The organism is Candidatus Coatesbacteria bacterium (assembly GCA_014728225.1).
Lineage (GTDB): Bacteria > RBG-13-66-14 > RBG-13-66-14 > RBG-13-66-14 > RBG-13-66-14 > WJLX01.
The window spans coordinates 1-12,954 of record WJLX01000045.1 but is presented as its reverse complement, the minus strand read 5'-3'; the positions used below and the strand labels follow the sequence as shown (position 1 = coordinate 12,954).

Below are 12,954 nucleotides of genomic sequence, written 5' to 3'. Positions count from 1 at the left end.
GTTATTGAGGTCCTCCGCCTCGGCGTAGCGCTCCTGGGATTCGTAAAGCCCGGCCAGGTTGTTGTAGCTGGTTGCGATGTAAGGATGGTTTGCTTCGTAAGCGTTTTTCAGTATCTCCAGGGCCTTGTTGTAGAAGTCCTCCGCCTCGGCGTAGCGCCCCTGGGATTCGTAAAGCAAGGCCAGGTTGTTCATGTCTGTAGCGATCTCGGGATGGTTGTCGGGATAGACACTTCGGTCAATCTCCAGGGCCTTGTTGTAGAAGTCCTCCGCCTCGGCGTAGCGCCCCTGGGATCGATAAAGCCCGGCCAGGTTGTTGTAGCTGGTTGCCGTTCGTGTGTCTTCCCGCCCGTAGAAGTCTTCAGCTTGGTTCTTTTCCAACTCCCAGTAATGCTCGGCAGTGTAGTAGTGTCCGTCATCCTTGAGTTTTTTACCGATACTATAATAATAGTCGAGAATAAACTCGTTCGTTTCTCCCCATTTGGTCGGTTCTTCCTCTTTGAGTCTATCCCGGATATGCCTCAGCAGCAGGTCGTGGATGACGTAGCGCTCCGGGGCGCCCTGTTTGCCCGATACCGGCTGGAGAAAGCGGTAGAGCAAGAAAACCTGGAAACGGTCTTCGGGATTGTCGAAGCCGGTCCCGAACCGCTCGACCAGGGTGGTGAAGAGCTCGTGATCGAAGGACACGGCGCAGGCCAACCGCTCCAGAGTGTGTTTGTCCGCAACGGGCATGCTGTTCAGGAAGCGGTCGAGCAACTCCCGCCGGTTTCCCTTGTAGTCCTCGGGATTACGTTGATCGTTATCATACATATCCAGGCAGAGCTCCAGCCAGAAAGGCACGCCGCAAGAACCCTCGACCATTGCGTCGACGATCTCGGGTTGCCGGATACCGACATTTTTGATCAATTTCCGCTGGTCTTCTTCTGCCAATTCACCGACCTCTTCCTGTCGGATCGGCGCTGCTACGGTATATCCCGACCAATCCAGCTCCCGGCGGTCGGTAAGCACAAACAGTGTTCCCTTGGCGTTGTTGACGAGGGTCCGCAGCCATTTTCGATTATCATCATCGTTGTCCGGCACCTTATCCATAGTGTCGAGGATGACGACGGCCTTGCGCCCCTCTTTAGTCTCGTCCGCCAGATTGCAGGCGAAATAGCGGGGCAGGTTGTCGATAATCTGATCGCGCTTCAGGCTTTGCAGAAAACCCCGGAATACCGTCTTCTCTTTACTTAAGAATATCTTTAATTCCTCCCAAGCATAGTTAGTGATGGCGGTAAATAAATCGACAGCCAAACCCAAAAAAGGTAACTTAGATAACAGATTGCAATATTTATCTGGTATACGTGGGTTTTCAGGTCGTCTCTTTTGCAAGGCATAATAGACAGTTTGTGCAAGGTAATAGTAGTACATATTGTAACTATTTGTATCAGTACAAATATCGTTGGCGAGTGTATCCAACACATTTAATTTCCCTTGATAGCCATCCTTGAAAGAATATCTTGCAACTACTGGTGCTTGTTCGTTAGTATTGCAATGCTGTCTTAATTTGATACTTAGAGCTGTTTTGCCTATTCCCGGCTGACCGTATAAGACGAGAACTCTTGAGGAGTTATTATCAACATTGTTAAATTCATTATCAAAGATAGATAAATACTCCTGTCGATCGACAAAGTTCTTTTCCATTCTGGTGGCAGCATTAGGTGTTAGATCCATCTCACTCCTTTAGGAATGAAGACTATAGTCTGAATCGAGTATGTCCACAGTCTTAGTATATCACGCCCGTGAGGACTTCTTCAGCCCCACCTGCTATACTCCAATCGTCAATCACCGACCCCCACCCCGACCCGGAGGGAACCTTGCGGATCACCGAAGAGCTGTTGGCCGAGCTGGCCGCCCTGGCCGAGACCGAGCGCAGCGTACTGAGCCTTTACCTGGACCTGAGCGCGGGTTGGGACCGCGCCAAGACCTTCCTGGAGCGCGAGACGAGTAAGCTGGAGCCGCACCTCGAGCCGGCGGAGCGCGCGGCCCTGGCCGATTCGCTGGAGTTCGCCCGAGCCGAGATCAACGAGCGCCACGCCCACGGCTACGACGGTCCGGGGCTGGCGGTCTTCTGCGATCTGGGGGCGGACCTGGTGCGGGCGGTGGAGCTGCCGGCGCCGCCGGAGAACCGCGTCGTCATCGATAACGAGGCGCTGATCCACCCGTTGGCGGTCCAGCTCGACGAGTACGAGCCGGTGGGGGTCATCGCCGTGGACGCCACGGGGGCGCGGATCTACACCGCTGCGGGCCGCACGCTGGAAGACCGCGACTCGCTGAGCAAACAGATCAAGAACCTGGTCAAGGTGGGGGGTTGGTCGCAGATGCGTTACCAGCGCCGCCGGGCCAAGCAGATCAAGCACCTCGTCGTCGAGACGGTCAAGCGCGCCGAGCGCATCTTCCGCGAGGATGGCGTGCGGCGGATCATCCTCGTCGGCCGGGAGCGCATGCTGGCGGATCTGGAGCGCGACCTGCCCAAGGCGCTTGTCGAGCGGATCATCGGCCGGGTGCCCTGGGACGTCGGCGCCGGGGAGGACGACCTCGTCGGTCGCCTGGCGACCGTGATGGAGTCCGCCGAGCGGGCCCAGGAGGAAGAGCTGCTGGGGCGCTTCAGCGGCGAGCTGCGCCGCGGCGGCCTGGCCGTCGGCGGGCTGGAGGCCGTCGAGCGCTCGCTGACCTACGGCGCCGTCGACGTGCTGCTCCTCGACGAGAGCGTCGACGCCGGGCTGGCCGAGGAGCTGACCGGCCGCGCCGAGACGACGGCCGCCCACGTCGAGCACGTGCCCGGGCGGGCCGAGGAGCTGAAGAGCCACGGCGGAGTGGGGGCGCTGCTGCGCTTCCGCGTCCACCACGAGGGATGACTGATGGCCTTGCTGGACGAGGACGGCCTGGACGCGGATCCTGGAGCGGTTCGAGGAGGCACGGCTGCGCGGGTTGCAGTTATCCAGCACCGACAGTGTGGTCACGGCGCGCCGACAGGCCGGGCGCTGCGGAGCCGAGCGTTCCTGCGCCGGGCTGCCGTCGCCGACGGAGACTGATTTCACCGGGGTTGGGCTCTACAGCGCAGAGAAGCTGACCAGAGCCGGGCCCAGACGGTCCAGCTCCAGGGTGAGCAGGCGCTGCGGGCCCTGGCGCTGTCGGCGGTGGAAGAGCCCGCCGTCGCGGCGGCGCGCGAGCGGGCGTTGAAGAAGCCGGTTCGGGAGCCGGAAACGGCCGCCCGGCGACGCTTGATCCCCGAGTGGGCCCCGGTGCGCCCCTGAACGGCCTTGTTCGATAAAACGACGGCGACCCCGGGTTAGCGGGGTCGCTGTTGTTCGTGTCACAGAGATCAAGACCGACCTATGCTATTGTCTCGCGGTTCAATCACCTACCATCTGGGGGACCGATGATCACCGGTATCAACCATCTCACCCTTTCGGTGCGCGACCTCGACGAATCCCTGGACTTCTATACCAAGGTTCTGGGCTGCGATCCGATGGCCAAGTGGTCCGGCGGCGCCTACCTGCTGGCCGGCGGTATCTGGATCGCCCTGATCGTCGACCCCGAGGTGCGCAACGCCGCCCCGCGCGAGTACTCGCACATCGCCTTCGACATCGACCCGGAGGACTTCCCGGAGCTCAGCCGCAGGATCATCCTTTCCGGGGCCGAGATCTGGCAGTCCAACCGCAGCGAGGGCGCTTCGCTCTACTTCTGCGACCCCAACGGCCACAAGCTCGAGCTGCACACCTCGAACCTGACCAATCGTTTGCGCGCCGCCCGGGACGACGGCTGGGAAGGCCTCGAGGTCTACCGCTCGAAGACCTGATTCTGCGGAACCTGGAGGTTCGTCCGGCTGCTCGTCGAATCCCCCTCCCGCACCGTGGTGGCGAAGAGGTGGACGGGCTCTCGGTCCCGCCCCAGCATGCCGCCGGTCAGGTCTTCGGCGTCGAGGACGTAGAACTGCCCGGCGCTCACTCCGTCGCCGTCGCGCCGGGTCCAGGTCAGCTCGGCCAGCTTGCGCAGGTACTCGGCGGCCAGCTTGCCCGGCTCCGGGTGAGCGACCTCGTCCTCCTCGAGGACGGCCAGCGCCGGGGCGTAGGCCGCCGCCACCTCGGAAGCCAGCTTGCCGAGCAGTCCCGGGTTGATGAAGGTGTCGACGCCCACCAGCAGGCCGTCGCCCAGCACGAGAACCCCGCAGGCCCCGTCGTCGGCCAGCTCGGCGAAGATCTCTTCCAGCTGCTCCGTAAGTCCCGACACCTCCTCGGACTCCAGCACCACCCGGTAGGCCGAGGTGCTCGACATCGTCCCGGTGCGCTCCTGGACCCGGGCCACCTTGGCCCAGACCTCGCCCTGGTCGTCCTGGGCGTTGACCGGCGCGCGGACGTCGTTGGCCGCCAGCTTGCCGTCGACGGCGAACTCCGCCGCGCCCGACCAGCGGCCCGCCTCGACGCAATACACCGGCAGCGGACCCGAACCCGAGCCCGTCAACAGCAGGTCCCGGGCCACCACGCGGTCCTGCTGGGCCCCGCGGATCATCTGCCCGGCCAGGATCACCAGGGGCTCGGCGACGTTCCAGGCCAGCTCGACGGTGTTGACCTCGGCGCTCTCCAGCTCGCGCAGCTCGACCCAGTCGTTGCCCGCCGCCTCGGAGAGGGTCAGGTAGATCGAATCCGGCCAGGCCTCGCGATAGACGCCGTAGACCAGGGCCCCGCCGACGGCGGTCGGCGCGCCCAGCCGCAAGTCGTCGACGACCTCCAGCGGCGCGGCCCTTGTCGGCGCCTCGATGCTCGTCTCCAGGCTCCGCGCCGTCGGCGTCGTCGCCAGTAACAGGACCACCAGCAGGATCCAGTCTCGCTTGTTCATCCCGGCCTCCCGGTTGGGGGTTGAAAGGGGTATTGTTCTTCTACGCCGGTGGCAAGCGGGGCGTTCCGTGGGTAAGCAAACGGCGGGGGTCACCAGACCCCGCGCGAGATTGAGCGAACGCTGACGCGGTTGGTGTTCGCGTATCCGTTGGAGTAACCGAGCCGGACGTATCCAGGCGCGGCCGTCGGGCCGTCACGGTTTGTGCATTGACGACGGACCTGTTACGGTCCGTCGTCGCACAAACGCGCGCCGGCGCCGTGTTACCGGCTGCTCGGCCATCGAGGGCCGGATGTGGTGGGCCGCCCCGTGGATCGGCCTCTGTCTCGGCATCTACCACCCGTCGTGTCGCTGATCCAGCCCGACATCTGCTGACGACGTTACCCTTCGCCGTTTTTGTCAGCGGCGGAGTCGCACTCCCGCCGGGGGAGGCTGGCGGGATCGAGCTTGTGGATGATCTCGACGAGGTCGTCGGGGCCGTATTGGTCTCAACGTTCCCCGACCCGGGCGGCGATGACGATCGGCACACCGGGGAAGAACCGCCCGATCACGGCGAGGTGACCCTCGCGCAGGACGGGCGGGGAGCAGGACGGGCGGGGAGAGGATGGGTCGGTTGAGAACGGCGACGGCGAAGGTTTTTCCGTGTTCTCTTAGCGGGGCGCCGTTGAAGCGCATCGGTATCTCAGCGAGTAGTCCCCGGGGCGGTGGTTGACCGGCGGTGATTCAATCCCGCCGGCGTTCCCGCTCCAGGCCGGGATAGCCCCCCGCGGCTTCGGGGAAGCTGTGGACGCTGGTCAGGTAGGGACGGATGGAGACCAGGGGGCTGCCGTCGAGCATATCGACGCCGGCGACGATAAGGGTGCGGTCCTCGCGGCGCAGTAGACGGCAGACGTCGAGACCCAGGCCGGAGGGGCGCCGCGGGGTGCAGCAGGCGAAGGCCCCGGCGGTGATCCCGGCGCCGGGGGGCCGGCCGGTCAGGCTGCGCTCGGCGGAGGGGTAGCGGTCGAAGGCGAACAGCACGATGAGGTGGGAGAAGCGCTCGATCTGGTCCAGGGCGGGGGCGTAGTCGGGGAAGACCTCGAGGCGGCCTTCGACCTCGGGGCGCAGGCGGCCCTGGCGCGGGGCCTCGCCACGCGCGGCGTAGGGCGTGCGGCAGACGCCGATGACGGGCACCTGGAGGGGTTCGGGGTTACTCATCGCCGTTGAGCAGGGCGCGGCCGATCTCGACGAGTTGCTCGGCGGCGGCGCGGTCGGGGGCCTCGGCGAAGATGCGCACCACGGGCTCGGTGCCCGAGGGGCGCAGGTGGAGCCAGCGGTCCTTCCAGGCCAGGCGCAGGCCGTCGCGCTCGTCGCGTTCGGCGTCGGGGAAGTGGCCGCGCAGGTGCTCGTAGGCGCGCTCGAGGGTCGCGGGATCGGGGACGGGCTGCTTGACCTTGACGATCTCGTAGTCGGGGTAGGGGGCCAGGTTCTGTTCCGGAGTCTTGCCGGTGCGGGCCAGTTGTTCGAGGATCAGGGCGGTGGCCATCACGGCGTCGCGGCCCAGGTGGAGCCGGGGGTAGATGACGCCGCCGTTGCCCTCGCCGCCGACGGGGCAGCCCCGGGCGCGGATCAGCTCGACGACGTTGACCTCGCCGACGGGGGCGCGCAGGACGCGGGCGCCGTGGGCCGCGGCGATGTCCTCGAGGCAGCGGCTGGTGGAGAGGTTGCAGGCGATCTCGAGTCCGGCGGGTTTGTCGGCGCCCTCGAGGACGGACAGGGCGGCCAGTTGCAGGGTGCGCTCCTCGCCCAGCGGTGTTCCCGTGGCGCCGACGAGGGCCAGGCGGTCGACGTCGGAATCGAAGGCCAGGCCGAGGACGGAGTCGCTCTTGGCGACGAGGTCGGCCAGCTCGCCGATGTTGGCGGCCAGGGGTTCGGGGTCCCGGGTGAAGCGGCCGTCGGCCCGGCAGCCCAGGTCGCGGTGGATCACGCCGAGGCGCTCGAGGAGGTCGGGGATGATCACCCCGCCGGCGCCGCCGCAGCAGTCGACGGCCACCTCGAGGCCGGCGGCGGCGATCAGCTCGGTGTCGACCAGGTCGCAGACGGCGTCGATATGGTGCTCGACGGCGTGGTCCCAGCGCAGCTCGACGCCGATGTCGGCATGACCGACCCAGGGCGCGGTCCCCTCGGCGAGGAAGGTCTTCATCTTCTCGACCCGCTCCGGGGTCAGGAAGCTGCCCGAGGGGCCGATGAACTTGAGGCCGTTCCAGCTGATGGGGTTGTGGCTGGCGGTGATCATGATCCCCCCGGCGGCCTCGCGCCACTCGACGGCCAACTGGGTGGTCGGGGTGGTGACCACGCCGATGTCGATGACGCGCCGTCCCGCGCCCAGCAGGGCGGCCAACACGGCGTGACGGAAGACGGGTCCGCTGGTGCGGCTGTCGCGGCCGACGACGACGGGACCGTCGTCGAGGAGTTCGGCCAGGGCGGCGCTCAGCTCGAGGGCCAGCCGGGGCTCGAGACCCTCGCCGACGACGCCGCGGGCGCCGGAAACGGTGAAACGGCGGTACATTGATCTCCTCCGGGAGCGAGGCGGTATCTCGGTGTGCTGACGTATTTTATTCCCTTTAAGTATAGGGAAGGGGCGGCGGGGCTGTCAACGTTCCAGACCCGGGGATAATACCCGACCGGCTGGATTGCAAAAAGCTGATTCATCGGCTACAATACTTGTTGCAGACGTTATCACCAACGACGAAAACCGTCCCCGCGGCGGACCGACCTTGGAGAGCCATGAGCGAAGCCATCACCAAAGACATGATCATCGAGAACGTCGTCAAGAAGTTCCCCAAGACGATCCCCGTTTTCATGGCCCACGGCCTGCACTGCGTGGGCTGTCATGTGGCCAATTTCGAGACCATCGAGCAGGGCGCCGCCGGTCACGGCATCACCGACCTCAGCAAGCTGATGGTCGACCTCAACAAAGCCGCCGAGGCGGCGGAGTAGGCTTGTCGAACCTAGCTAGGCGTCAACCGGGGGGTTCACCGTGGAGCCGATCACCAAAGACACCACCGTAGCCCAGGCCATCTCGCGCTCCGAGCGCATCGCCGCCGAGCTGCAGACCGTGGCCCACGGCGACTGCCGGGAGTGTCCGGCCTCGGAGGACGGCACCCTCGAGCTTTACGCCCTGCTCCACGGCCTGGACATCGAGGAGCTGATCGTTAAGCTCAACGCCCTGTTGGATTAAGCGTCGACGGGAGAGATCGACGAGACGGGACGGCGCGCGCCGTCCCGTCTGCGTTGGTTTTTTATCCCGATGAAGTGAGGTCGGTGAAACGGCGCCGCGGCCGGCCGAGGAATGCTTTGAGTAAACCGAACCGGGTCGGCGGACCCGATTCGGTTGATTATCCGGGGAAGTCCCCGGGGAGACTGTCGAGGGCGTTGGTCAACTCTGACGGGTTTGGCGCGGTCGCTCCGTTTTCAGTGCCTGTTGATCCGGTAGGCCGGTCGACCGATCGAATGCCCCGGGTTCGGCGGCGGTGTTTTTAAGATGGTTGTTGTCCGACCGAGACCGCCAAGCCAACCCCGGCGGTAGCCCTCTAGTCGTGATGGTAGTCGGCGGTAGGGTTGAACGGGGGCGGACGCAGGGAGAGGGCTACCCGCCCAACCCCGGCGGTAGCCCTCTAGTCGTGGTGGTAGTCGGCGCTAGAGCAGCACAGGAGCGGACGCAGGGAGAGGGCTACCCGCCCAACCCCGGCGGTAGCCCTCTAGTCGTGATGGTAGTCGGCGCTAGGGCAGCACAGGGGCGGACGCAGGGAGAGGGCTACCAGCCCAACCCCGGCGGTAGCCCCTAGTCGTGGTAGTAGTCGGCGCTAGGGCAGCACAGGAGCGGACGCAGGGAGAGGGCTACCAGCCCAACCCCGGCGGTAGCCCCTAGTCGTGTTGGTAGTCGGCGCTAGGGCAGCACAACGGCGGACGCAGGGAGAGGGCTACCAGCCCAGCCCCGGTGGTAGCCCCTAGTCGTGTTGGTAGTCGGCGCTAGGGCAGCACAACGGCGGACGCAGGGAGAGGGCTACCCGCCCAGCCCCGGCGGTAGCCCCTAGTCGTGGTGGTAGTCGGCGCTAGGGCAGCACAGGGGCGGACGCAGGGAGAGGGCTACCCGCCCAGCCCCGGCGGTAGCCCCTAGTCGTGGTAGTAGTCGGCGGCGGTGATGAACTCGCCGGTCTGGGGGTTGATCTCGTCGGTGAGCAGGCGGGCCTTGCCGGTGGCGTCGACGGCGCATTCGACGGCGCCGTCGGAGTCTTTGTAGCAGTAGTGGCGTCCGAGGCAGTTCTCACCGGGGCCGACCTCGGGGCAGATCAGGATGCTCTCGTCGACGCCCATGGCGATGAGGTCCTGGGCGTTGGGGTGGGTGTCGGAGTAGTGGAGCATGCCGGTGACGTTGTTGCCGAAGATATCGTGGACCTCGACGTCGCCTTCTTCACCGACGCCGCGGCTGACGGTGGACTTGCCGTTGAGGTTGAGCCAGAGGTAGACGGCCTGCTGGATGTTGTGCTGGTTTTCCTTGCACTGGGTGGTCTGAATGGCCTGATCGTATTCGGCGAAGTTGGGTTGAACGACGGCGAAGACGATCACGGCGAGGGCGAGGAAGATCAGGATTTCGACCCAGGGCAGATGTTTTTTCTTCTGCGTTTGGCTGTCTGCTTTGGTCATCGGTCGGGCTCCATTGCCGGTGGTTTAGGAGACGGCTCAGTCGAGGGTGTGTTGGTACTGGGCGTTGGGATCGTGGCGGTCGCCCTTGGAGTCGGTGGCGCACTCGACGTCGCCGGTGACCCCGCGCAGGGCGTAATCCATCCCGAGGGGTTCATCGAATTCGGCCCGTTCGGGGCAGTAGAAGATGTCTTCGGGGGCGCCGAAGTCGATGAGCTCCCGGGCGTTGGGTCGGCTGTCGGGATCGGAGAGCAGGCCGCCGGAGGGTCCGATGCGGTAGTTGTTGGTGCTGGTGATTTTGACCTCGTAGCTGGTCTGGCCCTCTTCGCTTTGGTCGGTGTCGATCTCGATCTCGAACCCGGTGCCGGGGGGCGTACCCGCGGGCGCGTAGGGGTTGACGAAGGTCTCGCGGGGATAGCCGGCCTCGATGAGCAGTCCGGCGTTGGGGAAGGTCGTCTCGGCCTGCAGCTCACCGTCGACGGTGGGTTGTTCCTCCTCGAGCTTGTTGAGCAGGAAGTCGGCGACGGCGGCCTTGATCTCCTGCTTCTGCTCCTGGAGGACCTGCTGTTTGGCAGTGACGTACTTGGCGATCCACTCGGAGATCTGCTGTTGGTGCTCCTGGCAGACGGCGGCGTTCTCGTCGCGGCGGTCGTTGGCGATGCTGGGGATGGCGATAGCCGCCACCACCGCGGCCACGGCGATGATGATCATCAGGTCTACCAGGCTGAAGCCCCGTTGGCTTGAACTCACGGAAGAAAGCCTCCTGGGGTGCCGACCGCGGGGTCGGTTGACGGACTGGACGGATGAATTCGGCTTGGATGCTGAAGGTTCAACGGCTTGATGGAGGGTATTTTAACACGCGGGGGAAGGTAGAGGCCAGGAGAAAATCGGTCGACGTGGGTGCGGTGCTCAGGCGCCGCCGATGACCCCGGGCATCTGGAAGATCGGCAGGTACATCGAGATCACCAGGCCGCCCACGACCAGGCCCATCACGATCATCAGGATGGGCTCCAGCAGGCTGGAGAGGTTGTTGACGGCGGTCTCGACCTCGTCGTCGTAGAAGGCGGCCACCCGGTTGAGCATCTCTTCGAGACGCCCGGTGCGCTCGCCGACGGCGACCATGGCCACCACCAGGGGCGGGAAGACCTCGGTCTCGTCCAGGGGTTCGGCGAAGGTTCGGCCCTCGCCGACCTGCTTGCGGGTGCGGCGCACGGCGTTTTCGATGACCCGGTTGCCGGCGGTGGCGGCGGTGATCGCCAGGCCGTCCATGATCGGCACGCCGGAGCGCACCAGGGTGCCCAGGGTGCGGGCGAAACGGGCCACGGAGACCTTGGTGAACAGCTCACCGAAGATCGGCAGGCGCAGCTTGAGCCGGTCCAGACTCAAGCGCCCTTCGGCGGTGTTGCCGTAGAATTTGATAAAGGCCCAGATGATGACCACCAGCAGGATCGGGATGTAGAAATACTGCTGGAAGAACTCGCTCAGGGCGACGACGATCCGCGTCGGCAGGGGCAGTTGGGCGCCGAAGGCAGTGAAGATGTCGGAGAACAGGGGGATGATGAAGATCATGAACCCCAGGCCGAGGAGAATCACCATCCCCAGGACGACGGCGGGGTAGGCCAGGGCGCCGCGGACCTTGCGGCGCAGGGAATCGGAGCGCTCGAGGTAGCCCGCCAGGCGCTCGAAGATGACCTCGAGATTGCCCGAGACCTCGCCGGCGCGCACCAGGGCGCAGAACAGGCGATCGAAGGTCCGGGGGTAGCGGCCCAGGGCGGCGGAAAGGGTCTGGCCGGCCTCGACCTGGCGGCGAATGTCGACGGCGATCTCGGCCAGCCCCTCGGGGGATTGCTCGGCCAGGGTGCCCAGGGTCTGGACCAGGGGCAGGCCGGCGGCGAGCATGGTGGCCAGTTGGCGGGTGAAGACGACGAGGTCGCGGCGCTTGACCCGGATGCTGCGGGAGGCGGCGGGCTCGAGGGCGGTGACCAGGATCCCCCGGGCGCGCAGGGCGGTCAGGACGGCCTCCTCGTCGGGCGCCTCCAGCTCGCCGGAGACACTGCCCCCGTCGGCGGCGCGTCCACGGTAGATGAACTTGGCCATCGCGGCCCTCCCGGGCGGGTCGGAGTCGAATGCTGATTATATTAACCGGCGGCGGGGGCGTCAACGCACCCGTCAGACCAGCAGCTCGCGCAGGCCGGGAGCAAACTTGTCCAGGGGCTCCACCGTGAGTGTTGTCAGGTCGGTCGCGCCCGCGGCGGTCACGCGCCGTACGCGAACGGCGCAGTCGGCCGGGCACTTCGAGTAACCGGCCAGGCAGCGGGCGGCCAGCTCGACGTCCGCCGTCGCCGGTTCACCGTCCCCCCGCCGCAACAGCCCCAAAGGCGCCGGGTAGGGGGTGTCCAGGAGCAGGTCGCCGGGCCGGGCGGCCCCGGCCAGGGCGGCGTTGTCGGCCTTGTTGCGCCCCAGGGACAGCTTGGCCCCGCCGGGCAAGCGCAGCAAGCGGCCGTGGCGGAACAGCTCGAAATCGTCCCGGCCCAGATCGCCGTGCTCGAGGGCGTCCCTGATCCGGTCGGCGTAGCCCGGCGTGGTCAGCAGGCAGCCCCCGGCCGGGGAGGGGTAGTCGCCGATCCCCCAGGCCGCCGCCAGCTCGAACTGCCGCTTGCGCCCCCGGCCGCGCAGATCGAGCAACCGCTCCCGCTCGATCAGCCCCGCCCGTTCCGCCTCCGTCTCCGGCAGCAGCTTCGCCGACAGCGGCCGCAACAGCCGACCCTCGAGACCGGCCAGCTTCTCCAACCGGCGCAGGGCGTCGCCGCGCTGACTCATCGGTCGCTCGCCCAGTACCTCGCCGGTGAAGACGAAATCCGCCCCCAGCTCCTCCATCAACTCCCCGGCCGTCCGCAGGGCCAGCAGGCGGCAGTCCAGGCAGGGGTTGGCGTTCTTGCCGTAACCGTACTGCGGCTGCCTGACGATCTCGAGGAAGGCCGCCCCCGGGTCGTGGCTGCGGAACTCCGCCGCGCCGAGCTCCAGGGCCCGGCGCTCCAGATACTCCGGCTCATCGCCCCCCCCCGGCTGCACCGGCAACACCAGGTGCAGGGCCGTCACCCGCACGCCGAGGTCGCAGACCAGTTTCAGCGCCAGCAGGGAGTCCAGACCACCAGAGAACAGGCCGACGGCGGAGGGTTGCTTTTCTTCTGCACTCATGGGTCCAAGGATAGCAGATTGACCGCCGGTCTGGAAGGGCGCGGCGTTCCGCAATACCACGGGCTTGTTGCGAGTGCCGCCGGGTCGATAAACCCGAAACCACCGTCAACGGCAAAGGCGCAGGCGCGATTGTTGCCCGGGTTCTCACCCCCACGGGGGAGAACCCGGAATGCAACAAGCGTGACTGCGCCGGGCCCGGCG

General features: G+C 65.9%; 12 protein-coding genes. 4 read left to right on the top strand and 8 right to left on the bottom strand.

Translation table 11 applies throughout. From position 1 onward, the window contains the following. The coding region (locus GF399_03310; protein ID MBD3399341.1) for a tetratricopeptide repeat protein at nt 1–1,710 on the bottom strand (1,710 nt) is incomplete at its 3' end. Nucleotides 1,711–1,853: 143 nt separating this feature from the next. Between GF399_03310 and GF399_03305 the strand changes: the two genes are divergently transcribed. Together GF399_03305 and GF399_03300 are read left to right on the top strand one after the other, a co-directional pair. Continuing rightward, nucleotides 1,854–2,894 carry a hypothetical protein gene (locus tag GF399_03305; protein MBD3399340.1) on the top strand — a complete coding sequence of 347 codons (1,041 nt, stop codon included), beginning with the start codon at nt 1,854–1,856 and terminating at the stop codon, nt 2,892–2,894. Nucleotides 2,895–3,418: 524 nt separating this feature from the next. Then, nucleotides 3,419–3,838 carry a glutathione transferase gene (locus tag GF399_03300; GenBank protein MBD3399339.1) on the top strand — a complete coding sequence of 140 codons (420 nt, stop codon included), beginning with the start codon at nt 3,419–3,421 and terminating at the stop codon, nt 3,836–3,838. Here GF399_03300 and GF399_03295 read toward each other — a convergent pair. From GF399_03295 to glmM, 3 genes are all read right to left on the bottom strand, one after another. After that, the gene (locus GF399_03295; protein MBD3399338.1) at nt 3,820–4,875 is read right to left on the bottom strand and encodes a hypothetical protein; all 1,056 of its coding nucleotides are present in this window, start codon (nt 4,873–4,875) and stop codon (nt 3,820–3,822) included. The two genes, GF399_03300 and GF399_03295, sit on opposite strands and share 19 nt — an antisense overlap. 720 nt (nt 4,876–5,595) lie before the next feature. Then, complete coding sequence (gene tsaA, locus GF399_03290; GenBank protein ID MBD3399337.1) at nt 5,596–6,069, bottom strand: tRNA (N6-threonylcarbamoyladenosine(37)-N6)-methyltransferase TrmO; 474 nt, start codon at nt 6,067–6,069, stop codon at nt 5,596–5,598. Next, nucleotides 6,062–7,420, bottom strand: coding sequence for a phosphoglucosamine mutase (glmM, locus tag GF399_03285; GenBank protein ID MBD3399336.1), 1,359 nt, complete (start codon nt 7,418–7,420; stop codon nt 6,062–6,064). The genes tsaA and glmM overlap by 8 nt, the downstream gene beginning before the upstream one ends. Before the next feature lie 242 nt (nt 7,421–7,662). Between glmM and GF399_03280 the strand changes: the two genes are divergently transcribed. Beyond that, nucleotides 7,663–7,851 (top strand): DUF1858 domain-containing protein, encoded by a 189-nt coding sequence (locus GF399_03280; GenBank protein ID MBD3399335.1) that lies wholly within the window; start codon nt 7,663–7,665, stop codon nt 7,849–7,851. Between the two features lie 40 nt (nt 7,852–7,891). Beyond that, nucleotides 7,892–8,092, top strand: coding sequence for a disulfide oxidoreductase (locus GF399_03275; GenBank protein ID MBD3399334.1), 201 nt, complete (start codon nt 7,892–7,894; stop codon nt 8,090–8,092). Nucleotides 8,093–9,027: 935 nt separating this feature from the next. Here the strand turns inward: GF399_03275 and GF399_03270 are convergent. The 4 genes from GF399_03270 to GF399_03255 form a co-directional block, all read right to left on the bottom strand. Then, a complete protein-coding gene (locus tag GF399_03270) occupies nt 9,028–9,558 on the bottom strand; it encodes a hypothetical protein (GenBank protein MBD3399333.1) in 531 nt (176 codons plus the stop codon). 36 nt (nt 9,559–9,594) lie between these two features. Continuing rightward, a complete protein-coding gene (locus GF399_03265) occupies nt 9,595–10,305 on the bottom strand; it encodes a hypothetical protein (GenBank protein MBD3399332.1) in 711 nt (236 codons plus the stop codon). Nucleotides 10,306–10,464: 159 nt separating this feature from the next. Beyond that, nucleotides 10,465–11,652 (bottom strand): type II secretion system F family protein, encoded by a 1,188-nt coding sequence (locus GF399_03260; protein ID MBD3399331.1) that lies wholly within the window; start codon nt 11,650–11,652, stop codon nt 10,465–10,467. Between the two features lie 72 nt (nt 11,653–11,724). Then, a complete protein-coding gene (locus GF399_03255; protein ID MBD3399330.1) occupies nt 11,725–12,753 on the bottom strand; it encodes a hypothetical protein in 1,029 nt (342 codons plus the stop codon). Between the last annotated feature and the right edge of the window lie 201 nt (nt 12,754–12,954).